We start from the raw sequence: 22,735 nt of genomic DNA on the forward strand, positions 1-22,735 counted from the left end.
GAGGAACCTGGGGGCTTCGTTGAGCAGGGAACCCAACACCCGACTCGCTGATTTGTTCGTCCTGACCGGATGGTCGAAGGGCGAACTCGCGCGGCTGGTCAACCGTCGGGGTGCCGCGATGGGTCAGCAGCAGCTGTCCACCGACACGTCGAGGGTACGGCGTTGGATCGAGCAGGGGGAGATCCCCCGCGATCCGGTCCCGAGGGTGCTGGCGGCCGTGTTCACGGAGCGGCTCGGCCGTGTCGTCACCACTGAGGACCTCGGTCTGGAACGACACCGGCCCACCAGGTCCGGAGCGGCGCCGTCCGCAGCAGTGCCATGGTCGCCGGATCGAACGGCCGCGGTCCTCACCGAGTTCACGGGAATGGACCTCATGCTGAACCGACGTGGATTGGTGGGCGCGGGCGCCGCGCTCACGGCCGGAACGGTCATCGCCGATTCGTTGAAGGGCTGGCTCGGGGGGGACGCGGTCGCGTACGCGGCCTCCGTCCCCGGGCCGCGCCAGGTGATCACCCAGGGCGGGGCGCGCCCGGTGGTGGACGTGTACGACGCGGGCCCGGTGGGGCTCGACGAGGTGGAGGCGCTGGAGCGCTCGGTGCAGGTGTTCCGCGCCTGGGACGCGGCGCGCGGCGGCGGACTCCAGCGCAAGGCGGTGGTCGGTCAACTCAACGAGGTCGGCGGACTGCTGACGCACCGGCACGCGCCCGTGGTGGAGCAGCGGCTGTGGCTGGTCGCGGCCAACCTGGCGGTGCTGGCGGGCTGGATGTCGCACGACGTGGGCCTGGAGCCCACCGCCCAGCGGTACTTCATGATCGCGGCGGAGTCGGCCAAGGAGGCCGGCGACCGGCCGCGGGCCGGCGAGGCGATCTCCCGGGCCGCGCGGCAGATGGTCCACCTGGGCCGGGCCGACGACGCGATCGACCTGATGTCGGCGGCCAAGGCGGCGGGCGGCCGGGTGCTGCCGAGAACGCGCGCGATGCTGAACACCGTCGAGGCCTGGGCGCATGCCTCGATCGGGCACTCCCAGGACACCTGGCGGCTGCTCGGGGAGGCCGAGGAGCTGTTCGCCGAGGGGGTGCCGGAGCCGCCGCCGTCCTGGATGCAGGTGTTCGACGAGGCCGAACTGCGCGGCATGCAGGCGCTGGTGCTGCGCACGCTCGCCGAGCACGACCCGTCGGCGGCCCCGCAGGCGCAGCGGCACGCGGAGCGGGTGATCACCCTGCGGGAGGGCACCGGGCAGTTGCGCTCGGCGCTGTTCGACCGGATCACCCTGGCCTCGGTGCACTGGCTGACCGGCGAGCCGGACGCGGCGGAGTTCCAGGCGAAGATGGTGATGAACCTGATCGGCCAGAACTCCTCGCACCGGACCTGGGACCGGCTGCGCGAGATGTACCGGCTGACCGTGCGCTACCGGGGGCTACCGGTGGTGGACGAGCTGCGGGCCGAGCTGGGGCGGGAGCTGCGGACGGCGGACACGAAGAACCGGCCGAAGCGGTCCTGAGGCGGCCGGCCCGCGGTCGTGCGTCGGCGGTGCCGGGAATCGTGGGCCCGGTGAGCCCGGTGGACCCGGTGAGCCCGGTGGACCCGGGGTGGCCCAGGTCAGTTCGGCGGCGCCGGCCGGAGCAGCATCCGCAGCGCGGTGACGGTGCCGTCCGCGCCGAGGACGGGCTCGCCCGCGCACTCGACGTCGGCGTGCGGGGCGCCGGTCCGGCGGATCCGCAGGGTGCCGGCGGAGGTGCGGCCGTGCACCAGGGCGTCGGTCATCATCCGGCGCAGCACCGGCCGGTCCGCCTCGGGGAGGCGGTCGGGCAGCCGGTCGAGGCTGAGCGGGCCCTTGTCCGGGTCGCAGCCGAGGAGCAGGTAGGTTTCCGCGTCCCAGTGGACGCGGTCGGTGAGGAGGTCCCATTCGGCTGAGCCGATGACGTTGTCGAGATCGCCACCGGCGCCCGGTCCGTGGCCGGGGTTGGACGGCTCCTGCGCCGTGCCGTCCACTCTGCCGTCCGTTCCGCTGTCGGCGTCGCCGCCCGTTTCGCCGCAGGCGCCGTCGTCCGTCGCGCCCGCCGGGGCGCCGTCCACCGTGGCGGTGTCCGGCGGGCGGGCGGGAGCCAAGGGCATGTTCATGGCAGGTCCATCGCTCAGGGCCCGCTGCGCACGGGCCGTCGGTGGTGAGAAGACTGTCGCACAGCGCCCTCACCCCTGCGGGCGATTTGGACATATCGCAGGCAAAATACCCGTGGCATATGCCACTGTGGCAGGAGCCTTCGTCGCCCTGTGTGCGGACGGGGGTCCGAGGCGGTAACCTTCGGTGATTCCGGCGCCCGGGCGCCCACCGCAGTACCGACCACAGACCCCGGCGACGGAAATCCCGTTGCCACTACGACCGCCGCAACGGATGCTGACCTCATGTTCGAGCCAGTGATAGCACCCAGTGCCAGCCTCCTCGGCCTCCTGCAGCGAGGCCGCGGTGACGGGCAGCTCCACGCGCTGGCCGCCGACCGTACCGAGGCCATCGCCGCGCTGGAGGAGTGCGTCACCAGGGATCCGCGAGCCGACTGGCAGGTCGAGAGCCGCTCCCTCTACTACGCCCGCCTCTACATGGAGCTGGAGGCCCCCCTCGACGGCATCGAGGACCACCTCCACTCCGCCGAGGACCTCGTCAGCGACGACGAGAACCGCACCGGCCTCGCCCTCTCCGTCCTGGGCCACCTCGCCGCGTACGGCCGGCGCGACGCGCTGCTGATGCTGCGCGAGTACACCGCCACCGGCGCCAACTGGGCCTGGGCCCTCGACGAGCTCGCGCTGCGCGACGACGACCGCGGCCTGCTGCTGCTCGGCACCGCCGTGCTGGACCGCTTCGCGCCGGGCCCCGAGGGCGACGCCGAGCTGCGCGAGTTCATCCGCAACGCCTACGAGCCCCGGCCCTGGCGGCTGTGGGCGGCCTACCACCCCAGGGTGGCGGCGGCCAGCGAGCAGTCCCCCTTCGACCTGTGGCAGCGCCAGCTCAACCGCGGCGGCGTCACCCCGGGCTGGTCCACCGCCGACGTCCTGGCCTGGGCCGATCAGGGGGACCTCGGCGCCCTCGGGGCCGGCGCCTTCCTCGGCCGCCCCGACGGCCGGCCCGAGCCCGCGCAGGACACCGCCGATCCGGCCGGACCCGACGCCGTGGACCGCCGCGCCGCCGCGGCCGCCAGGTGTCTGACCGCCGTGGTCCGGCCCGAGGACCGCCCCGCCGTGCTGGAGGCCGCTCGCGGCGGCCTGCCCGGCGCCCGCCGGGCCGCCCTGCGCTACCTGGTCGACCAGCGCGACCCGGCCGCCGCCGAGCTGATCGAGGCCGCCGCCGTCGACGTGGACGACCGGATCGTGCGCGCCGCCCTGGAACTGCTCGGCCGGATGCGCGGCCCCGAGGTCCTGACGCACGCCCGCCGCTGGGCCGACCCGGCCACCGGCGGTGCGGACAGCGCGCTCGGCGAGGCCGCCGTCAAGCTGCTCGCCGACGCGGGGGAGCCGTCCGACGCTCCGCTGGTGGTCGCCGGGCTGCGCCGCTGGATCTCCGTCCGCGGGGTCAGCGGTACCGGGCTCGGGTCGCTGGTCGACGGTGCGGGGCGGCTGGTCGCCGCCGACGCCGTACCCGTGCTGCGCCACATCTACGGGGAGGCCGCCTCCTCCGAACTGCGCGGTCGCGCCGCCCGGGCGCTGGCCGTGACCGACGTGCACTTCCCCGAGGGGCCCGCCGTCGAGTGCCTCTGGGACTGCGAGGAGTCCACCCGCGAGCTCGCCGCGCGCCACGTCGCCACCACGGGCGACGCCCGTGTGCTGGAGCGGCTGCGCCGACTCGCCGCCGATCCGGCCGAGGAGGCCGAGGTCCACGCCGCCGTCCGCGGGCGGCTGACCGCCGCGCGGGAGTTCGGGCGGTAGGGCCGTCCGCCCCACGATCCCCTGCTCGGCGAACGGTGGGCCGGGACACCCCCTCGGGTGTCCCGGCCCACTGCTGTTGCGGGGTCGTTCTGAAACGCGGTTCTACTTGGCGACGCCCGCGTCCGGGGCCAGGACGCCGCCGGCCACCAGTCCGATGATCAGGACGCCGAGCAGCACCCGGTAGACCACGAACGGCAGAAAGCTGTGGTGCGAGATGTACTTGAGGAACCAGGCGATCGCCGCGTAACCGACCACGAAGGCGATCAGGGTGGCCAGGATGGTCGGCCCCCAGGCCGGTGCCGGGCCCTCGCCGATCTTGAACAGCTCCAGCACCCCTGAGGCGAGTACCGCCGGGATCGCCAGCAGGAAGGAGTAGCGCGCCGCCGCCTCCCGGCTGTAGCCGAGCAGCAGGCCCGCACTGATCGTGCCGCCGGAGCGGGACACCCCGGGGATCAGCGCCAGCGACTGGGCGAGGCCGTAGATGCCGGCGTGCGGCAGGGTCAGGTCGCTGATCGGCCGGGCGTGCCGGATCGCACGGGTGCGGTCGGCGAAGGCCAGCACCAGGCCGAAGACGATCAGCGTGGTGCCGATGATCCGCAGATCGCGCAGGTGGGTCTCGATGCCGTCCTGGAACAGCTTGCCGAGGATGCCGATCGGCAGGGTGCCGATGATCACGAACCAGCCCATCCGGGCGTCCGGGGCCGAGCGCAGCGCCGGGCGGAACAGCGACAGCGTCCAGGTCTTCACGATCGAGGTGATGTCGCGGCGGAAGTAGATCAGCACCGCGGTCTCGGTGCCGAGCTGGGTCACGGCGGTGAAGGCCGCGCCCGGGTCGTCCCAGCCCAGCAGGGCGGAGAAGACCCGCAGGTGGGCGCTGGAGGAGATGGGCAGGAACTCGGTGAGCCCCTGGATCAGGCCGAGGACGGCCCCGTGGAACCAGCCGATCACCAGACACCCACCCGGGGTATCCGTAGGTCGTCGTACATGTGCGGTCCTCGCAGGTCGGAACGGGCGTACGGGCATGCGGGCGTGCCGCGACCCGCACGGCCCTCGGGCCGCGCACGGGCCGGCGCGCGGCCGATGGTACGGGGTGAAGATGACTATTCTTTGTTCACCCTTTGACCCGGCTTTGCCCGTCGGTCCTTCCGCGACCCGCCGACCCTCCGTGATTCAGCGCGTGGGCCGGGCGCGGACCCAGGTGCGGTCCTCCGTCAGGTAGCTCTCGACCGTCAGACCGGCGTCCGTCAGGGCCTGCTCGAACGCGGCGGTGGTGAGTGGCCGGGACCGGAAGGTGTGCGTCCAGCGGGCGTCCGGGAACTCGTACTCGGCGTGGACGGAGTTCACGCCGTCCCCGACCCGGGTCGAGGAGACGATGCGCGCCACGCCGTCGGCGCCGAGCCTGCTCTCGCGCGGCACGTTGAGGTGCCAGTCCTCGCCCTCGCGCTGCATCAGCACGCAGCCGTCCGCGGCGACGTGGCGGCGGCAGGTCTCCAACAGGCCCTGGCGGACGGCCTCGTCGCCCGCGTGCACCAGGAAAGAGGCGAGCAGGACGACGTCGAAGCGCTCGCCGAGGTCCAACCGCTCGATCGGGCTGCGCACGGTGCGGACGTCCTCGCGCACCCTGGCCAGCATCTCGGCGGACTCGTCCACCGCCGTCACGGTGAAGCCGCGGTCGGTCAGCGGGTGCGTCATCCGGCCGATGCCGCAGCCCAGTTCGAGGATGGTGGCGCCGGCCGGCACCGCCGCCTCGATCACGTCCGGGGCATCGCCGACGGGGAGCCGGGCCCAGAGCTCGACGGCGCAGCCGTCCGGGGTGATCGGGCCCGGGCCCGTGCCGTCGTGGCCCTCGCGTCGTGTGCTGTCGGTGTGTGTGTCGTTGCCCATGGGCGCCATCGGAACACGGGTCGGGTGGGGAGGGAAGGCGCCGGAGCGGGTTTCGGTCAGTCCGTCAGTGCGCCCTCCAGTTCGGCCAGGGTGGCGTGCAGCCAGGCGAGTTCGGCCTCGCTGGTGGCGCGGGCGATCAGCAGCAGGCCGCGCCGGAACGGGTCGGCGAACTCCTCGGCGCCGAGCGGGCGGTCGCCGTCGTAGAAGAAGCTGGCCGGCTCGGCGAGGAAGGCGAGACGGCGGCGGAGCACGACGGCCTGGGCGGCGGGGTCGTCGAGCTGGCGCAGGAAGGCGAGCAGGGTGAACCAGCGGTTCTCGTCGCTGATGTCCAGTGGCTCGGGTTCGCGCAGTCGGTCGAGCAGTGCGGTGCGGCCGGCCCCGGTGAGGTGGAGGGTGTGCCGGGGCGCGGCGGCGGTGCCGGGCTCGGTCTCGCGGACCAGCAGGCCGTCGGCCTCCAGGCGCTTGATCGCCGGGTAGAGCGTGCCGTCGCTGATCGGGCGGACGTGCCCGGTGAGCGCGGCGAGGTGGCGGCGCAGCTGGTAGCCGTGCAGCGGGCGGTCGTAGAGGAATCCGAGGATCGCGAGCTTCAGCATGGGGCCACTCTCGCAGATCGTCCCTCGGATCGTCGGTATATCGCTTCCGTGATACCTCGATTGCGAGGTATGGTCTCGGTGTTCCCAGCCACCTGGTCGAGAAGGAGTTCCCGTGCTGCGCCACGCCCCCGTCACTGCGAACGGCGATCTGATCCGATGGGTCGAACTGCCCGGTGCCGAGCCCGCCCGGCTCTACCTGCACGGCCTCGGCTCCAGCTCACCCGTCTACTTCGCGGCCGCCGCCGCCCACCCGAGGCTCGCCGGGCGCCGCTCGCTGCTGCTCGATCTGCTCGGCTTCGGGATCAGCGACCGGCCCGCCGACTTCGGGTACACCCTGGAGGAGCACGCCGACGCCGTCGCCGCGGCCCTGACGGCGGCCGGGCTCGCCGGCGTCGAGGTGATCGGCCACAGCATGGGCGGGGCGATCGCCGTCGTGCTCGCCCACCGGCACCCGGAGCTGGTCGCGCGGCTCGTCCTGGTCGACGCCAACCTGGACCCGATCACCCCCGGCCGTGGCCCCGGCAGCAGCGGCATCGCGAGCTTCACCGAGCAGGAGTTCCTGGCCGGCGGTCGGAGCGAGGTCGCGGAGTGGGCCGGTCCGTTCTGGTGGTCCACGATGCGGCTGGCCGGCCCGGAGGCGTTGCACCGCAGCGCCGTCCACCTGGCCCGGGCGACGGTGCCGACGATGCGCGAACTGCTGCTCGGCCTCGACCTCCCGCGCACCTTCCTGCACCCGGCGGCGGACGGCGAGCCCCGCGGTGCCGACCGGCTCCGCGCGGCGGGCGTACGGCTGGCGGCCGTCCCGGACTGCGGGCACAACATCATGCTGGACAACCTCGACGGCTTCGCGGCGGCGGCCGGGAGCGCCCTGGGCGGGGCGTAGGCTGAGCCGGAGGCCGGAGAGGAGCCCGCGCGATGCCCGCCGACGTCCCGCCTGCGCTGGCCGCCTCTCTGGAGGGCTTCCTCGGCCCGGACGGCCGTACCTGGGCCGCCCGACTCCCAGCCCTGGCAGGCGAGTTGCTCGACCGCTGGGAGCTGCGCCCGGACGGCCCGCCGGCGCACGGCGCCGTCGCGCTGGTGCTGCCCGTGCGGCGCGCCGACGGCACGCCCGCGGCGCTCAAGCTCCAACCGGTGGACGAGGAGACGGCAGGCGAACCCGTCGCCCTCCGGGCCTGGGGCGGGCGCGGCGCCGTTCGACTCCTCGACCACGAACCCGCCTCGGGCTCGCTGCTGCTGGAACGCCTCGACCCGGGGCGTTCGCTGCTCGACGTCGCCGACGACCGGGCGGCGCTGCGCGTCCTCGCCGGACTGTTGAGGAAGTTGACGAGCCGTCAGGTAGTGGCGGGCGAGCCGCTGCGTCGACTGGCGGATGTCGCCGACGGTCTGCTCGCGCGGGCCCCGGCGGCCGCCGCCCTCGCCGACCCGGCCGAGCGGCGCCTGCTCGCCGACTGTGCCGCCGCCCTGCGCGAGGTTCGGGCCGAGCCCGGAGACCGGCTGCTGCACTGGGACCTGCACTACGGCAACGTCCTCGCCCCGCCCGAGGGTTGTGGCCGCGCGCCCTGGCTCGCCATCGACCCCAAGCCGCTCATCGGACACCCGGGCTTCGAACTCCTCCCGGCACTGCGCAACCGCTGGGACGACGTGCTGGCCACCGGCGACGTCGCCCGGGCGCTGCGGTGGCGGTTCGGCCTCCTGGTGGAGGTGCTGGAAGTGGACCGCGAGGTGGCGGCGGCCTGGACGCTCGCCCGGGTGCTGCAGAACGCGGTGTGGGGCGCGGAGGCCGGGGGACCGGCGCTCGACCCGGCGCAACGGGCGGTGGCGGAGCTGCTGTCGGGGCGGTGAACGCGGCTCGCGGGATCAGGGGCGCCGTTGATCAGTGCGGTGCGCGCTGCGGGGCGGGGCTCAGGCGGCCTCAGCGGGCGGCCTGAGCGGCGGCGAAAAGAGCGAAGGCAAGGAGGTCGTCCACTCCTTGCCACTCTCAACGTATAGCGCACCGGGGGGCTTGCGGCAAGGGCCCGGTCATGCCGCAGAATGACCGGCCTGAGCCGGAAGTGCGGACGTACATGGGGGTTTGTGATGATTGACGTGATCATCGTCGGCGCTGGACCGACCGGGTTGATGCTGGCCGGCGAGTTGCGGCTGCACGGCGTTCAGGTGCTCGTGCTGGAGAAGGAGGCGGCGCCGCCCGTGCAGTCCCGGGCGCGCGGCCTGCACGTGCGCAGCATCGAGGTGATGGACCAACGCGGCCTGCTGGAGCGGTTCCTCCCGCTCGGTGAGCAGTTCCGGGTCGGCGGCTTCTTCGCCGGCCTCGGCACGTCGTGGCCGGAGCGGATGGACACCACGCACTCGTACGTCCTGTCCATCCCGCAGGAGGTCACCGAGCGCCTGTTGGCCGAGCACGCCACCGAGTTGGGCGCCGAGATCCGGCGCGGCTGCGAACTGGTCGGCCTGAGCCAGGACGACCACGGGGTGACCGTCGAGCTGGCCGGTGGGAGCGCCCCCGCCAGTGGGGGCGGAGCCGGCGGGGGAGGTACGCAGCTGCGCTCGCGCTACCTCGTCGGTTGCGACGGCGGCCGCAGCGCGGTGCGCAAGCTGCTCGGGGTGGGATTCCCCGGCGAGCCCGCCAGGGTCGAGACGCTGCTGGGCGTGATGGAGCTGACCGAGGACCCGGCGACGATCGCCGCCGTCGTCGCCGAGGTCCGCAGGACCCACCTGCGGTTCGGCGCCATCCCCGAGGGGAACGGGGTGTACCGGGTCGTCGTGCCCGCCGAAGGGGTGGCCGAGGACCGCACGACCGCGCCGACCCTGGAGGAGTTCACGCACCAGCTGCGGGCGCACGCCGGCACCGACTTCGGCGCGCACTCACCGCGCTGGCTCTCCCGGTTCGGCGACGCCACCCGGCTGGCCGAGCGCTACCGGGTCGGCCGGGTGCTGCTGGCCGGCGACGCGGCGCACATCCACCCGCCGACCGGCGGGCAGGGACTCAACCTCGGCGTCCAGGACGCGTTCAACCTCGGCTGGAAGCTGGCCGCCGAGGTCGCCGGCTGGGCACCGGAGGGGCTGCTGGACAGCTACCAGGCCGAACGGCGCCCGGTGGCCGCCGACGTGCTGGACAACACCCGCGCGCAGATCCAGTTGATGTCCCTCGAACCGGGTGCCCAGGCGGTGCGCCGGATGCTGTCGGAGCTGATGGACTTCGAGGAGGTGAACCGGTACCTGATCGAGAAGATCACCGGGATCGCGGTCCGCTACGACTTCGGCGAGGGACACGGCGAGGGCAAGGGTGAGGGCAAGGGTGAGGGCCACGAACTGCTCGGCCGGCGGCTGCGGGACGTGGCACTGAAGCGGGGGCGCCTCTACCCGCTGATGCACGGCGGCCGCGGGCTGCTGTTCGACCAGACCGGCAAGCTCTCGGTGGCGGGCTGGTCGGACCGGGTCGACCATGTCATCGACGTCAGCGAGGAGTTGGACGTGCCCGCGGTGCTGCTGCGCCCCGACGGCCACGTGGCGTGGGTCGGCGAGGACCAGCAGGAGCTGCTCAGCCGCCTGCCCCGGTGGTTCGGCGCCGCCACCGGCTGAGCACGCGGGCACCGACCGCCACCGGCTGAGCGCGCGGGCACCGACCGCCCTTGGTCGAGCGCGCGGGCGCTCACCGCTCCCGCAGCAGCACGAAGCGCACCGGCGTGCCCGGGCGCGCCTGTGCGGCGGCTGCCAGATCGGCGGTCGGGACCACGCCGATCACCGGGTAGCCGCCGGTGGTCGGGTGGTCGGCCAGGAAGACCACCGGCCGCCCGTCCGGCGGGATCTGCACCGCGCCCAACACCATGCCCTCGCTGGGTAGTTCACCCACCCGGGCGCGGGCGACCGGCGGGCCCTCGGTGCGCAGCCCGATCCGGTTGCCGGCGGGGGAGACCCGGTACGCGTCACGGGCCAGCCGGGTGAGCGCCGAGGCCTCGAACCAGTCCGCGTGCGGGCCGAGCCGCAGCCGCAGCACCAGTTCCACCGGGGGCGCGGGCAGCGGCACCAGGTCGGGCCGGGGGCGGTCGGGCGGGGGAGGGCCGACCGGCAGCCGGTCACCGGCGGCGAGCGGGGCCGGGCCGAGCCCGGAGAGCAGGTCGGCCGAGCGGCTGCCCAGCACCGGCGGGACGGCGATCGCGCCCGCGACGGCCAGGTAGCCGCGCACCCCGGCGGTCGCCGGGCCCACCTCGACCACCGCCCCGGCCGGCACGGCGACCGGCGCACCCCAGGCGGCCGCCCGTCCGTCCACCCGTACGGGCGAGGGCGCGCCGGTGACCGCGACGACCGCCGGCCCGAGGGCGCGCAGGGCGACCCCGCCGAGCGTGGTCTCCAGACCGGCGGCGCCCGGTTCGTTGCCGACCAGCCGGTTCGCCGCCCGCAGGGCCGGTTCGTCCAGCGCGCCGGCCCTGGGCACCCCGAGGTGGGCGACGCCGCGCCGCCCGAGGTCCTGGACGGTGGTCAACGGCCCGGGCCGCACCACCAGCAACTCGCTCAACGCCCCCACCCCGTCATCCGCCGTGCGCCGGTGGTCCCGGGCGCCACCCGTGGTCGACCCGCACCCCCGCTACGCCCGTTCCGCCGTGAACCGCACCCGCACCCCCGGCGCCAGCAGTGCCGCCGGGTCGCGGCCGGTGTCCCAGAGCGCGAGCCCGGTGCGTCCGAGGAGCTGCCAGCCGCCGGGGGAGGAGCGCGGGTAGACGCCGGTGTAGCGGCCGGCCAGGGCGACGGAGCCGGCCGGGACGCTGCTGCGCGGCGTGGCCCGGCGCGGGACCTCGTACGCGGGCGGCAGCCCTGTGAGGTAGCCGAAGCCGGGCGCGAACCCGCAGAAGGCGACCACGTACTCGGGCCCGGTGTGGATCCGCACGGCAGCCTCCTCGGACACCCCCCACAGCGCGGCGACCTCGGCGAGGTCGGCGCCGTCGTACACCGTCGGCACCTCCACCAGCGGCCCGTCGGCCGCCGTGGCCGCGGGCGGATGGGCGGTGCGCAGCAGCGCCGCCACCGCGTCGACGTCCGCGACGCCGTCCAGCAGCACGGTGCGCGCGGCCGGCACGATCTCCTCCACCGCGCCGAGCGCCTGGCGCGCCTGCCGCTCGCACAGCCACCCGTACAGCGCGGTGACCTGCGCGTCGTCGTCGAGTTCGACCAGCAGCGCCCGTTCGCCGACGCGCCGGACGGCGGCGGGCGTCACGTGAACGCCTCCACCCGGACCCCGGCGGAGGCGAGGGCGCCGCGGATCCGCCAGGCGAGCTGGGCGGCGCCGGGGGTGTCGCCGTGGACGCACAGGGAGCGGGCCTCGACGTCGATCCGTTCGCCGCCGACGGCCTCCACCGAGCCGTCCCGGGCGATACCGACGGCGCGGGTGATCACCGATTCGGGGTCGTGCACCACGGCATCCGGGTCGCGGCGCGGGACGAGGGTGCCGGCCCAGGTGTACGCGCGGTCGGCGAAGGCCTCGCTGACCACGGGCAGTCCGACGCCCTCGGCGACGGCGAGCAGCCGGGAGCCGGGCAGTCCGAGCACCGGCAGCGGACCGTCGGAGATCGCCCCGGCCCGCAGCACGCCGGCCACTACCGCCTCGGCCTGTTCGGAGTCGGTGACCACCCGGTTGTAGAGGGCGCCGTGCGGTTTGACGTAGGAGACCCGGGATCCGGCGGCGCGGGCGAAGACCTGGAGGGCGCCGATCTGGTACGCGATCTCGTCGGCCAGTTCCTCCGGGGGGACGTCCATCGCGCGGCGGCCGAAGCCGGCCAGGTCGCGGTAGGAGACCTGGGCGCCGATCCGGACGCCGCGCTCGGCGGCCAGCGCGCAGACCCGGCGCATCGTCGACGGATCCCCCGCGTGGAAGCCGCAGGCGACGTTGGCGCTGGTCACCACGGACAGCAGGGCCTCGTCGTCGGTCAGCGTCCACCGTCCGAACCCCTCACCGAGGTCCGCATTGAGATCGATCACCGCATCGGCCACGCCCGTCCGCCTCCCAGCAGCTGTTGAGCCAGATGGTAGGGCCTGTGGGTGAAGGCCGTTGTCCGTGACCCGGGCCCCGGACGGCCCAGCGGCGCGAGAGTCCTGGTCGCACGCCCTGGGGCGGCGCTGGGCGGTCCCGATTCAGCTCGCGGCCACTGGTCCGGGGAAGGAACGTTCCAGCGGGCGCAGTGCCTTCAGCACGACCAGCAGCGGGACGACGCCGATGATTCCGAACGACATGTCGACAAATCTCCATGCGAGGGGAATCCCCCGGAGCGGCCCGCAGATCAGGGCCAGGGGGATGACGGCGCCGCAGGCGAGCACCGCCCAGCGGATCACCCAGATGTTGCGGACAGGATCCTTGATCGGGCCCCAGAAGGCGGCGGCGATCACCAGGTGGGCGAAGGCCAGCCAGTCGGTGCCGTAGGCCAGGAAGGGGTAGCGGTCGTTGGTCTCCGCGACGCCCGCGCGGACGCGTTCGAGCCATTCCAGCGCGGCGGGGAAGCGGTCGGCCAGCGGGGCGGCCGGCCCGGTCGCGAGGTCGGCGAGCCAGCGGGTCTCGGTCTCCAGCGGGAAGGCCGTCAGGCCGCTCAGTGCCAGGCAGGCCACGAAGATCCAGAGCCAGCGCCGGGCCCTGCGCAGTACCGCCGCGGAATCGGTGCCCGGATCGGCGTCCAAGCCGGTGCCCAGATCGGCGTCCATGTCGCGAACCTCCATGCCGAAGAGCAGGCGGGGCCTTGTCCCGTCTGCGCGGAACCGACTCTAGACCCTGTATTTGAACGCGTTCAACTTGCTTGTGGGCCCACCGGCGCGCGCCCCCGGACGCGCCGATGCCCGGGCGCCGGGGCACCCGGGCATCGGAACCGCCGGACTACGCCGTGTAGGTGTAGGTCACCGGGGCGCTGGTGCCGCCCGCCGTGGTCACCGTGACGTCCACCGGGCCGGGGCCGGCCGCCGCCGGCGCGGTGGCCGAGCAGAAGGACGGGCCGCAGGAGACGTGCGCGGCCGGCACCCCGCCGAACGCGACCGTTCCGTACGTCAGGTTGGCGCCCTGCAGGTACACCTGGGTGCCGCCGGCGGTCGGGCCGCCGGTGTTGGTCAGGTTGCCGACCGTCGGCGCGGGCGGCGGTGGGGGCGGGGCGCCCGTGTAGTCGAAGGTGGTCGGCGCGGCGACCGTGCCGCCGGGCGTCACCACGGAGACGGGCGCGCTGCCCGAGCCGCCGGGCGTGGTCACCGTGCAGGCGGTGTCGGTGCACGTACCGACCGCCGGGACGCCGCCGACCAGCACCATGCCGTGGGCCAGGTTGCTGCCGCTGACGGTCACCGCGGTGCCGCCCGCGCCCGGGCCGGTGGTGGTGTCCAGGCCGTCGACCCCGGGCGGCGCCTGGACGACCGGTGCCGGCGTGCTCCCGTCGAGCGACACGGCCGTCACGTGGCCGGTCGGATCGGTGTCGTTCGGGTTGGAGACCGTCGCGACGATCTGCCCGGTCGGCTGCCGGGTGGGGTCGCCGTACACGGTCAGCTTCATGAACTCGTAGCGCCCGGGCCTCCGGGTGCCGATGAGGACGGCGTCCAGGTGGCGGTGGTCGGGCGAGATGGTCTCGGTGAAGGTGTAGTCGTACGGCGTGGAGAAGAACATGCCGAGGTCGGTGGTGAGCCCCGGCGGCAGGTCGACGGTGATGTGGGTCGGCCCGGTGAGGTCCTGCGTGCCGGCGGACGTCCAGCCGACCGAGAACTTGCCGGGCCCGGGAGGGGTGGTGCTCGGCAGGAAGCCGTTCAGGCTCGCGGTCACGTGCTGCCCCTGAACGGCGGGGACGTCGGCCGGAGCGGCTGCGGAGGCGGCGACGCCGGTGGCGAGGGTGGTCACGGACAGCGCCGCGGCGACGCCCGCTTTGACCAGTCGAGTGATCATAGGCCGATCATCACGGTAGCAGCGCTTCGTCTTCACGGGTTTTCCGAATACCGGTTCGGGAATGGCGGGATTTCGTCGAAATCCCGTTCTGAATTCACCCCCGACACGCCCCCGGGCCTGCCGCTCCGTCCGCCCACAAGGCCCGTTTCGGTCGATGTCGGTGCGAACCTCTAATCTTGTCCTCCGTGACCGCCATCGCTGACCCGCCCACCGTGCCCGGCCTCCGGCCGACCGCCGGCGCCGCCGTGCCCGCCGCGAGGCCCGCGCCCGGCCCCGCCGCCGACGAGGGCCTGGCCCGCCGGCTCAAGGCGCTGGCCTGCACCGCGCCGCTGCACGACCTGGACAACCGCAAGGTCAACCTGGCCGGCGAGTACGGCGGCTACGCGATGGCCGAGGTCGGCCTCGCCGCGATCGACCTGGTCACCCTCCACATGGACTTCGACACCGGGGCCGACCGCGACATAGTGCTCGCCCGCCTGCTGCCCCGGGTCGCCGCCCAGGCCGTCGGCCGCCCCGCCGCCGAGCACGAGCGGGTCGCCCGCTGGGTGCTGGAGTCGCTGATCAACGTCGGCAGCGTCGACCGCGGCTTCCGCGCCGTCTACGGCACCTTCGGCGCGGACGGCGAGTACGTCCGGCGTGACTACGACTTCAAGCTGATCGAGGAGGTCCCCGGCCCCGACGGCGGCGTCTACCTGCGCACCACCGACGAGGCGGTCAACGTCCTGGTCGGCGCGCTCGACACCGACGTCACCTCGGCCCAGATCGCCGCCGAGGTCAAGCTGGAGGTGCTGATCCGCCGCGGCCGCCTGGCCGACGCCCAGCTCGCCGCCGAGCAGGCCCGCTACCGCACCGTCCAGTACGCCGAGACGCTGCGCCGCGCCCTCGACGCCACCCGGCGCAACGTCCGCGCCGTCGACTGGATGAGCGCCATCCCCGACCTCATCGACGAGGCGCTGGACCACATCGCCGACCGCTACCGGCACGAGAACGCGATTCTCACCAACATCCGCAAGGCCCGCGACGAGGCCGAGCCCCACACGGCCGAAGGGGCGGAGCACAAGCGCCGCGCCGCCGAGCTGCTCGACATCGTCAAGGACTGCATCCGCCGCCACACGAAGCTGCAGACCCGCCTGCTGGAGGCCGGCCCGCTGTTCCGCGCCGAGCAGGACCGGCAGGCCTTCGCCACCCCCGGCGCCCGCAGCGGCATCGACCTGTACGGGCAGCTGCTCGCCCCCGTGCTGCGGCTGCCGGTAGAGCAGGCCGTCCGCCCCACCGGCGCCTTCTTCGCGCACGGCGCCGGCCTGCGCACCCCCGCCTCGGTCCGGGTCGCCGACCTGGTCGACCTGCTGCTCACCCCGCCGGTCGAGCGCGAGCACCTCGGCGCCGAACTGCCCGACCCGGACCTGGTCGCCACCCCGGACGACAGCCGCTTCTCCGAGGCGCAGCTGGAGGCCGCCCTGGTCCTGCTCGACCTGCCCGCCGACGCCCCCCGCCGGCTCTCCGGTCTGCTCGCCGACGCCCGCAAGCAGGACCCGGATCTGCCGTACCTGGTCGCCCTGCTGTCCGTCCACGCCGCCAGCCCGCCGGTCGGCACCGCCTACCGGCAGGGCGAGGAGCGGCTGCTGTTCGCCGTGGACGACGGAACGCCGCTGCGCGACCCGGAGTTCGGCGGCGCCGACCTCATCGTCGGCAGCGCCCTGCTCGACGCCGTCGGCATGGCCGCGGACCGCAAGGACGCCGGCTGAGCGGCCAGGCACCCCAGTTGACGCACCAGAACCCCCGACCCGCCCGCACCACCCGCGAGGAGCACCGCCCGTGACGACCCACCACGACACGTCCTGGGCGGCCGAGACCGAACCCGCGGCCCCCACGCCGATCACCCCGGCCGACGTCGCCGACGCCGCCCGGCTGGTCTCCTTCGGCCTCCAGGCCAAGCTGCTCCCGGCCCGCGACGCCGAGTACGCCGAACTCGTCCGCCGCCACCGCGAGGACCCGCCGTTCGCCCGCCTCGCCGACGCCGTCGCCACCGGCATGGGCCTGGTCGTCCTGGAGGTCTCGCCGCGTGCCGGCATGGCCGTCGCGGCCGCCGAGGACTCCCTGTTCGCCGTCCGGATGGGCGACTACTCGCGCCGCGCCGCCTCCGAGTCCACCGACCGGTTCCTGCACGGCCTCGCCCACCTCGCCGTCGCCGCGATGGCCTTCCCCCGCCCCGAGGACCTCGCCGACGACGGCTACCTCGGCCGGATCACCGTCAACGGCGTCGACGCCTTCGTCCGCCAGGCCTGCCGCCGCCTGGAGGAGCAGGCCGACGCCGAGGGCGCCAACACCGACCCGCAGTCCGACGCCCCCGGCCTGGAGGCCGCCTGGCGGGTGTGGGCCCGGCGCACCGCCACCGGCGCCACCAAGGACGCCCGCCGGCTCTCCGGCTCCACCATCGGCATCGTCGCCAAGGCCGTGCTGTTCCTGGTCGACTCCGGCTTCCTGCAGAAGGTCTCCGACGACTCCGGCGGCACCTACCGCACCACCGCCCGCTACCAGCTCCAGGTCCGCGACCTGGCCGGCAGCGCCGCCATGGCCGAACTGCTCGACCTCGGCGTCGTCCCGGTCTCCGACGGCACCGCCAGCCTGCTGCCGCCGGACACCGCCGACGACCTGGTCGCCGACGCCGGCCTGCCGTTCCACTCGCTCTGACCACACCCTCAGCCACGGAGAACCGCCGCACATGTACGAGCTCAACCGGGTCCGCCTCTACTCGATCGGGCCGGCCGGCGCCCGGTACGCCGACACGGTGCTCGACCTGCGCGGCGTCGGCGAGCCCGTCGCCGACCCGGCCCCGCAGCAGATCGGCCTGTTCGGCGAGGACGCCGAGGGCCCGGTCCGCCGCCCCGCCCCGGCCGGCGTGCTCTTCCTGGAGAACGGCGGCGGCAAGTCCGTCCTGCTCAAGCTGATCTTCTCGGTGATGCTCCCCGGCCACCGCAACACCCTCGGCGGCGCCAGCTCCGGCGTGCTGCGCAAGTTCCTGCTCGCCGACGACTGCGGCCACGTCGCCCTGGAGTGGCAGCACACCGTCACCGGCGAGCTGATCGTGGTCGGCAAGGTCAGCGAGTGGCGCGGCCGCCAGGTCTCCTCCGACCCGCGCAAGTTCGCCGAGACCTGGTACTCCTTCCGCCCCGGTCCCGGCCTCGCCCTGGACTCGCTGCCGGTCGCCGAACGGATCAGCCTGGCCGGCGACCAGAAGGCCCGCGGCCGCCGCCGCACCATGAAGGGCTTCCGTGACGCCCTCACCGAGGCCGGCAAGGCCCACCCCCACCTCGACCTGGTCTTCGAGGACGGCCACGACCGTTGGACGGAGCACCTCGGCGAACTCGGCCTCGACCCCGAACTCTTCCGCTACCAGCGCGAGATGAACGCCGACGAGGGCGAGGCCGCCGGCCTCTTCGCGGTCAAGCACGACAGCGACTTCACCGACCTGCTGCTGCGCGCCGTCACCGACACCCGGGACACCGACGGCCTCGCCGACCTCGTCCACGGCTTCGCCGCCAAGCTCGGCCGCCGCGCCGAACTCACCGCCGAACGCGACTTCACCGCCGGCTCCCTCGACCTGCTGGAACGCATCGTCGAGGCCACCGCCGCCCGCGAGAGCGTCCGCGAGGCCCACCGCACCGCCGAGCGCCGCACCCGCCGCCTCGCCCACGCGCTCACCTCCCGCGCCGCCGCCGAACGCGACCGCGCCCAGGACCTCGCCATCGAGGTCGCCGCCGCCGCGAGCGCCGTCACCGCCGCCGAGGCCGACCGCACCCGGCACACCCTCATCACCGCCGAACTCACCCACCGGCACGCCACCCTGGGCCTCGCCGCGGCCACCGCCGAGGCCGCCGCGCTGCGCCGCGAACTCACCGACGCCCGCACCCTGCACTCCGCCTGGCAGGCCGCCGAGGCCGTCCTGCGCCAGCGCGCCGCCGCCGACCGGGTCGCCCGGGTCGCCGCCGCCATCCGCGAGGCCGAACTCGACGCCGCCCCCGCGCTCGCCGCCCGCGCCCGCGCCGCCACCGCCCTGGCCCGCGCCCTGGAGGGCGCCGCCGCGGCCGCCGAGGCCCGCGCCGACACCGAGGAGCGGCGCGCCGGCGAGCTCCAGGCCGACGGCGGCAAGGCCCAGAGCGACGCCACCGAGGCCGCCACCGCCGCCCAGAAGGCCCGGAGCGAGGCCGACCACCTGCGCCAGCGCCTCGCCGAGGTCGAGCAGGAGACCGCCGCCGCCGTCGAGGCCGGCTTCATCGACGCCGACGGCGACGTCGACCCGGCCCGCGCCGCCCTGTACGCCGCCGACGTCGAGAAGGCCGCCGGCGCCGCCCTCGCCCAGGCCCGTACGGCCGCCGAGGCCGGTGCCGCCCGGCTGCGCGAGGCCGCCGCCGCCACCGGCCGCGCCGAACTCGCCGCCGAGCGCGCCGGCGACGCCCGCAAGGCCGCCGCCCAGGCGCTCGCCGCCGAGCAGCGCACCGCCGCCCTGCTCGCGACCGAGCAGCGCCTCGCCGACCTGCTCTCCCTCACCCCGTACCAGGACGGCGCCGAGGAGGACGCCGGCTTCCTCACCCCCGCCGTCCTCGACCGCAACGCCGAGTACCTGCGCGAACTCCTCGACGAGTCCATCGCCACCGCCGAGCGCACCCTGTTCGACCTGCGCACCGCCGCCGCCGACGACTCCCGCATCCTCGCCGCCCTCGGCGACGGCGGCCTGCTGCCGCCCGGCCCGGACGTGCTCGCCACCGTCGAGTACCTCGCCGAGCACGGCATCCCCGCCCTGCCCGGCTGGCGCTACCTCGCCCAGTCCGTCGACCCGGCCGACCACGAGGCGATCCTCGCCGCCCGCCCCGAACTCGTCGACGGCGTCGTCGTCACCGACCCCGCCTCGCTGGAGCGCGCCCGCGAGGCCCTGCAGGCCGCCGCGCTGCTGCCCCGCTCCACCGTCGCCGTCGGCGCCGCCGCCTCCCTGATCGCCCCGATCACCGACGAGCCCGCGTTCTTCCTGGTGCCGCCGAACCCGGCCATGCACGACGAGTCCGCCGCCGACGACGAGCGCCGCGAACTGCGCGCCCGGGCCGGCGCCCGTGAGGAGCACATCCGCGAACTCGCCGCCCGCCTCGGCGCCGACCGGGCGCTCGCCGCCCGTCTCGCCTCCTGGCACGCCAACTGCCCGCCCGGCACCCTCGCCGAACTCGCCGCCGCCGCCGAGGCCGCCCGCGAGCACGCCGAGCAGGCCGCCGCCGCCCTCGCCACCCTGCGCGCCGACCACGACGAGGCCGAGACCGACCACGCCGCCGCGGCCTCCGCCCACGAGGAGCACCGCGAGGCCGCCCAGCGCGCCCGCCGCCGCGCCGACGCCCTCTCCGGCCTCGCCTTCCGGCTGCGCGAACGCGCCAACTGGGCCCGCCGCCAGCGCGAACTCGCCGAGGACGCCGCCGAGTGCGACCGCCGCCAGGCCGTCTGCGCCGAACGCGCCCGCACCTGCGACGAGGACCGCCGCGCCGCCCAGCGCGCCGCCGACGACGCCCGCCGTACGGCCCGCGCGCTGCGCGCCGAACGGGCCGAGATCCCCGCCGCCGAGCAGGCCGACGAGCCCGCCGAGACCGCGCCCGCCGCCCTGCCCGCCCTGCGCGAGGCCTACCGCGCGGCCTCCCAGCTGTACGAGAAGGTCGGCGTCGGCGCCGACCTGCGCGCCGAGCAGGCCCGCGCCGAGGGCGACGAGGCCGCCGCCGCGACCGAACTCGACCGCCTCACCAACAAGGTCCGCGTCCGCGCCGAGGAACTCCTCGGCAGCCCCGACGGCGCAGACGGCCCGGCCCGCCAGGCCGCCGCCGCCCGCGCCGAGGACCTGGTGGCCACCATCGAGGCCCGCTCCGCCGCCGCCAGCGAGCAACTCGGCCGCCTGCGCGGCGAGGCCGAGCGCTCCGCCCCCGCCGACGGCGAGGCGCACACCGAACTGCCCGAGGACCTCGTCCCCACCGACCCCGAGCACGCCCAGACGCTGCTGCGCACCGCCAGCAGCCGGCTCGCCGAACGCCGCGAGGCCCTGGAAGCCGCCCGCACCGCGCACGCCGACCTGCAGCGCACCTTCGACGCCGCCCAGTCCGCCGCCGCCGACTTCGACGAACTCGCCGGGCAGCTGCGTGACGGCCTGCGCGACCACCAGGACGACTCGGACCTCCCGGCCGAGCCGTACCTGGGCGCCCTCGCCGAGGCCCGCGGCGGCGCCGCCGAGGCCCGCCGTGCCCTGCGCACCACGGCCGGTGAGCTGTCCTCCGCCGAACTCGCCGTCCGCGACGCCTCCGACGCCCTCGTCCGGCACGCCAACGCCGCCCGCTACGAGGCCGTCCGCACCCCGGCCCGCCAGCAGATCCGCGAACTGCCGGCCGCCGCGCTGCCCGAGCACGCCGCCGCCTGGGCCGCCGCCTTCGCGCCCCGGCTGCGCGTGCTCACCGACGAACTCGCCCAACTGGAGCGCAACCGCGGCTCGATCGTCGACCGCCTGCGCGGCCTGGTCGAGTCCTCGCTCACCACCCTGCGCGCCGCCCAGCGGCTCTCCCGCCTGCCCGAGGGCCTGGGGGAGTGGTCCGGCCAGGAGTTCCTGCGGATCCGCTTCGAGGACCCGGACCACGCCACCCTGGTCGAGCGCCTGGGCGAGGTCATCGACGAGGCCACCCGCGCCGCCGTCAGGAAGAACAGCGACCTGCGCCGCGACGGCATGTCCCTGCTGCTGCGCGGGGTCGCCGCCGCGATCGGCCCCAAGGGCGTCAGCGTCGAGATCCTCAAGCCGGACGCGGTGCTGCGCGCCGAGCGGGTCGGCGTCGGCCAGATGTCCGACGTCTTCTCCGGTGGCCAGCTGCTCACCGCGGCCATCGCGCTGTACTGCACGATGGCCGCGCTGCGCGCCAACGACCGCGGCCAGTCCCAACTGCGGCACGCCGGCACGCTGTTCCTGGACAATCCGATCGGTCGCGCCAACGCCACCTACCTGCTGGAGCTCCAGCGGGCCGTGGCCGACGCGCTCGGCGTCCAGCTGATCTACACCACCGGCCTGTTCGACACCACCGCGCTCGCCGAGTTCCCGCTGGTCATCCGGCTGCGCAACGACGCCGACCTGCGGGCCGGGCTCAAGTACATCTCGGTCGAGGAGCATCTGCGCCCCGGCCTGCCCGCCCCGCAGGACCCGGACGGCCCCGCCGTCCACGGCGAGATCACCGCCACCCGGATGTTCAAGCGCCCGGCCGAGGTTCCGGCCCAGGCCTGAACTGGCTAGCGTGGCCGTCATGCTGACGATCGCGCACTTCAGTGACATCCACCTCGGCCAGGACCACCGCCGGGACGGCGGCAAGCGAGCCCGGCGGCGGGCCGAGCAGGTGATGGCGTACCTCGACGCCCTGCCCGGCCCGCTGGACGCCGTGCTCGTCACCGGGGACCTCGCCGATCACGGCCTGCCCGCCGAGTACGAGCAGGTGGCCAAGGTGCTGCACTCCCGGTACCCGGTGCTCACCTGCCCCGGCAACCACGACCACCGGGCGCCCTACCGGGAGGTCCTGCTCGGCGAGGCCGCCGGGGAGGGCCCGATCAACCGGCTGCACCGGCTGCCCGGCGCCGACGTGCTGATGCTCGACTCCTCGATCCCCGGCCGCGACGACGGCCTGCTGGACGAGGAGACCCTGGCCTGGCTGGACGCCGCACTGGCGGACGGGCGCCCCGACCTGCCCGCGCTGGTGGCCTTCCACCACCCGCCGGCGATCCTGCACCTGCCCACCGTCGACCGGATCCGCCAGTACGGCGAGCAGGCGCTCACCGCCGTGCTGGCCCGCCACCCTCGGGTGGCCGGCCTGCTCTGCGGCCACTCCCACACCGGCGCCGCCACCACCCTCGCCGGGCTGCCGCTGCTGGTCGCCCCCGGTGTGGTCTCCACCGTCACGCTGCCCTGCGAGGGCGGGCGCGGCATCTCCTTCACCCAGCCGCCGATGCTCGCCTTCCACGTCCTGGACGACGAGGGCCGGCTCACCACCCACTACCGGGCCGTCCCGGCGAGCTGACCCGCGGAGTCGACCGGGTGCCCTACGCGGTCGGCACCCGCGGTTGCCGCGGCGGCCCGCCGGGGCGGGGGAGTGGCCGGGCGGCCAGTGGGTCGGGCGTCCGGCTGCCCGCCATCGGGTGCGCGGAGCCCGGCGCCCGCAGCCGCTGGGCGGCGACCTGGCGTGAGATCAGGATCTCCAGCAGGCACCACATCGTGCCGAACACCCCGAGCCCCATCGCCATCAGCGCCGGCGTCATCAGCCAACTGTCCGCGTACGAGGCCAGCGTGGCGACGACCACGCCGACCAGGGTGAAGGACAGGCAGAGCACCGCCCGGACGGCGGCGGCGCGCACCTCGTCGGGCAGGCGGCGACGGCGGCGTGGCACGGACATCGAGCGA

General features: G+C 75.1%; 19 protein-coding genes. 9 read left to right on the plus strand and 10 right to left on the minus strand.

Annotated elements, in window-relative coordinates; all coding sequences use genetic code 11:
- The first annotated feature begins 19 nt into the window (after positions 1 to 19).
- Positions 20 to 1,501: a hypothetical protein gene (locus ACIOJE_RS31460; RefSeq protein WP_280685279.1), complete on the plus strand. Its 1,482-nt coding sequence runs from the start codon at positions 20 to 22 to the stop codon at positions 1,499 to 1,501.
- Positions 1,502 to 1,599: 98 nt separating this feature from the next.
- On the opposite strand, the gene ACIOJE_RS31465 is transcribed toward ACIOJE_RS31460, so the two are convergent.
- On the minus strand, positions 1,600 to 2,121 hold the full coding sequence (locus ACIOJE_RS31465) for a hypothetical protein (protein WP_280685280.1): 522 nt from the start codon (positions 2,119 to 2,121) through the stop codon (positions 1,600 to 1,602).
- Positions 2,122 to 2,403: 282 nt separating this feature from the next.
- On the opposite strand from ACIOJE_RS31465, the gene ACIOJE_RS31470 reads away from it, so the two are divergent.
- Positions 2,404 to 3,915, plus strand: coding sequence for a HEAT repeat domain-containing protein (locus ACIOJE_RS31470; protein WP_400780872.1), 1,512 nt, complete (start codon positions 2,404 to 2,406; stop codon positions 3,913 to 3,915).
- Positions 3,916 to 4,017: 102 nt separating this feature from the next.
- Here ACIOJE_RS31470 and ACIOJE_RS31475 read toward each other — a convergent pair whose 3' ends face one another.
- The 3 genes from ACIOJE_RS31475 to ACIOJE_RS31485 form a co-directional block, all read right to left on the minus strand.
- Entirely contained in the window at positions 4,018 to 4,860 is an 843-nt protein-coding gene (locus ACIOJE_RS31475) for an undecaprenyl-diphosphate phosphatase (protein ID WP_400780922.1), read from the minus strand.
- Positions 4,861 to 5,085: 225 nt separating this feature from the next.
- Positions 5,086 to 5,799 (minus strand): class I SAM-dependent methyltransferase, encoded by a 714-nt coding sequence (locus ACIOJE_RS31480; RefSeq protein WP_400780874.1) that lies wholly within the window; start codon positions 5,797 to 5,799, stop codon positions 5,086 to 5,088.
- A gap of 56 nt (positions 5,800 to 5,855) precedes the next feature.
- Positions 5,856 to 6,392 (minus strand): PadR family transcriptional regulator, encoded by a 537-nt coding sequence (locus tag ACIOJE_RS31485; RefSeq protein ID WP_400780876.1) that lies wholly within the window; start codon positions 6,390 to 6,392, stop codon positions 5,856 to 5,858.
- Between the two features lie 115 nt (positions 6,393 to 6,507).
- Here ACIOJE_RS31485 and ACIOJE_RS31490 point away from each other — a divergent pair, with 115 nt between their 5' ends.
- The 3 genes from ACIOJE_RS31490 to rox all read left to right on the plus strand — a co-directional run bounded on the left by ACIOJE_RS31490 (position 6,508) and on the right by rox (position 9,971).
- Complete coding sequence (locus ACIOJE_RS31490; RefSeq protein WP_400780924.1) at positions 6,508 to 7,275, plus strand: alpha/beta fold hydrolase; 768 nt, start codon at positions 6,508 to 6,510, stop codon at positions 7,273 to 7,275.
- A gap of 32 nt (positions 7,276 to 7,307) precedes the next feature.
- The gene (locus ACIOJE_RS31495) at positions 7,308 to 8,234 is read left to right on the plus strand and encodes an aminoglycoside phosphotransferase family protein (protein WP_400780878.1); all 927 of its coding nucleotides are present in this window, start codon (positions 7,308 to 7,310) and stop codon (positions 8,232 to 8,234) included.
- A gap of 234 nt (positions 8,235 to 8,468) precedes the next feature.
- The gene (gene rox / locus ACIOJE_RS31500) at positions 8,469 to 9,971 is read left to right on the plus strand and encodes a rifampin monooxygenase (RefSeq protein ID WP_400780880.1); all 1,503 of its coding nucleotides are present in this window, start codon (positions 8,469 to 8,471) and stop codon (positions 9,969 to 9,971) included.
- Between the two features lie 70 nt (positions 9,972 to 10,041).
- On the opposite strand, the gene ACIOJE_RS31505 is transcribed toward rox, so the two are convergent.
- The 5 genes from ACIOJE_RS31505 to ACIOJE_RS31525 form a co-directional block, all read right to left on the minus strand.
- Positions 10,042 to 10,905: a biotin-dependent carboxyltransferase family protein gene (locus tag ACIOJE_RS31505; RefSeq protein ID WP_400780882.1), complete on the minus strand. Its 864-nt coding sequence runs from the start codon at positions 10,903 to 10,905 to the stop codon at positions 10,042 to 10,044.
- A 69-nt stretch (positions 10,906 to 10,974) separates the two neighbouring features.
- Positions 10,975 to 11,601 carry a 5-oxoprolinase subunit PxpB gene (gene pxpB / locus ACIOJE_RS31510; protein ID WP_400780884.1) on the minus strand — a complete coding sequence of 209 codons (627 nt, stop codon included), beginning with the start codon at positions 11,599 to 11,601 and terminating at the stop codon, positions 10,975 to 10,977.
- Positions 11,598 to 12,374, minus strand: a complete 777-nt coding sequence (locus ACIOJE_RS31515) for a 5-oxoprolinase subunit PxpA (RefSeq protein WP_280685289.1) — start codon at positions 12,372 to 12,374, stop codon at positions 11,598 to 11,600. Before ACIOJE_RS31515 ends, pxpB begins: the two co-directional genes overlap by 4 nt.
- 141 nt (positions 12,375 to 12,515) lie before the next feature.
- Complete coding sequence (locus ACIOJE_RS31520) at positions 12,516 to 13,076, minus strand: hypothetical protein (protein WP_400780887.1); 561 nt, start codon at positions 13,074 to 13,076, stop codon at positions 12,516 to 12,518.
- Between the two features lie 169 nt (positions 13,077 to 13,245).
- Positions 13,246 to 14,286 (minus strand): IPT/TIG domain-containing protein, encoded by a 1,041-nt coding sequence (locus ACIOJE_RS31525; RefSeq protein WP_280685290.1) that lies wholly within the window; start codon positions 14,284 to 14,286, stop codon positions 13,246 to 13,248.
- A 212-nt stretch (positions 14,287 to 14,498) separates the two neighbouring features.
- Here ACIOJE_RS31525 and ACIOJE_RS31530 point away from each other — a divergent pair, with 212 nt between their 5' ends.
- The 4 genes from ACIOJE_RS31530 to ACIOJE_RS31545 all read left to right on the plus strand — a co-directional run bounded on the left by ACIOJE_RS31530 (position 14,499) and on the right by ACIOJE_RS31545 (position 22,355).
- The gene (locus ACIOJE_RS31530) at positions 14,499 to 16,031 is read left to right on the plus strand and encodes a hypothetical protein (RefSeq protein ID WP_400676518.1); all 1,533 of its coding nucleotides are present in this window, start codon (positions 14,499 to 14,501) and stop codon (positions 16,029 to 16,031) included.
- Positions 16,032 to 16,101: 70 nt separating this feature from the next.
- The gene (locus ACIOJE_RS31535) at positions 16,102 to 16,977 is read left to right on the plus strand and encodes a hypothetical protein (RefSeq protein WP_400780890.1); all 876 of its coding nucleotides are present in this window, start codon (positions 16,102 to 16,104) and stop codon (positions 16,975 to 16,977) included.
- A 31-nt stretch (positions 16,978 to 17,008) separates the two neighbouring features.
- Positions 17,009 to 21,571, plus strand: a complete 4,563-nt coding sequence (locus tag ACIOJE_RS31540; protein WP_280685292.1) for a hypothetical protein — start codon at positions 17,009 to 17,011, stop codon at positions 21,569 to 21,571.
- 19 nt (positions 21,572 to 21,590) lie between these two features.
- Positions 21,591 to 22,355, plus strand: a complete 765-nt coding sequence (locus tag ACIOJE_RS31545) for a metallophosphoesterase (RefSeq protein ID WP_400780892.1) — start codon at positions 21,591 to 21,593, stop codon at positions 22,353 to 22,355.
- A gap of 22 nt (positions 22,356 to 22,377) precedes the next feature.
- Here the strand turns inward: ACIOJE_RS31545 and ACIOJE_RS31550 are convergent, their stop codons facing one another.
- Positions 22,378 to 22,728, minus strand: a complete 351-nt coding sequence (locus ACIOJE_RS31550) for a hypothetical protein (RefSeq protein WP_280685294.1) — start codon at positions 22,726 to 22,728, stop codon at positions 22,378 to 22,380.
- Positions 22,729 to 22,735 lie beyond the last annotated feature (7 nt).

Origin of the sequence: Kitasatospora sp. NPDC087861 (assembly GCF_044742585.1) — a bacterium.
Taxonomy (GTDB): Bacteria; Actinomycetota; Actinomycetes; order Streptomycetales; family Streptomycetaceae; genus Kitasatospora.

Bases quoted from the DNA above. Each gene is read 5' to 3' on its own strand.
- ACIOJE_RS31465 (WP_280685280.1), bottom strand. From the start codon at position 2,121: ATGAACATGCCCTTGGCTCCCGCCCGCCCGCCGGACACCGCCACGGTG.
- ACIOJE_RS31470 (WP_400780872.1), top strand. From the start codon at position 2,404: ATGTTCGAGCCAGTGATAGCACCCAGTGCCAGCCTCCTCGGCCTCCTG.
- ACIOJE_RS31480 (WP_400780874.1), bottom strand. From the start codon at position 5,799: ATGGGCAACGACACACACACCGACAGCACACGACGCGAGGGCCACGAC.
- ACIOJE_RS31485 (WP_400780876.1), bottom strand. From the start codon at position 6,392: ATGCTGAAGCTCGCGATCCTCGGATTCCTCTACGACCGCCCGCTGCAC.
- ACIOJE_RS31495 (WP_400780878.1), top strand. From the start codon at position 7,308: ATGCCCGCCGACGTCCCGCCTGCGCTGGCCGCCTCTCTGGAGGGCTTC.
- rox (WP_400780880.1), top strand. From the start codon at position 8,469: ATGATTGACGTGATCATCGTCGGCGCTGGACCGACCGGGTTGATGCTG.
- ACIOJE_RS31520 (WP_400780887.1), bottom strand. From the start codon at position 13,076: ATGGACGCCGATCTGGGCACCGGCTTGGACGCCGATCCGGGCACCGAT.
- ACIOJE_RS31525 (WP_280685290.1), bottom strand. From the start codon at position 14,286: ATGATCACTCGACTGGTCAAAGCGGGCGTCGCCGCGGCGCTGTCCGTG.
- ACIOJE_RS31540 (WP_280685292.1), top strand. From the start codon at position 17,009: ATGTACGAGCTCAACCGGGTCCGCCTCTACTCGATCGGGCCGGCCGGC.
- ACIOJE_RS31545 (WP_400780892.1), top strand. From the start codon at position 21,591: ATGCTGACGATCGCGCACTTCAGTGACATCCACCTCGGCCAGGACCAC.
- ACIOJE_RS31550 (WP_280685294.1), bottom strand. From the start codon at position 22,728: ATGTCCGTGCCACGCCGCCGTCGCCGCCTGCCCGACGAGGTGCGCGCC.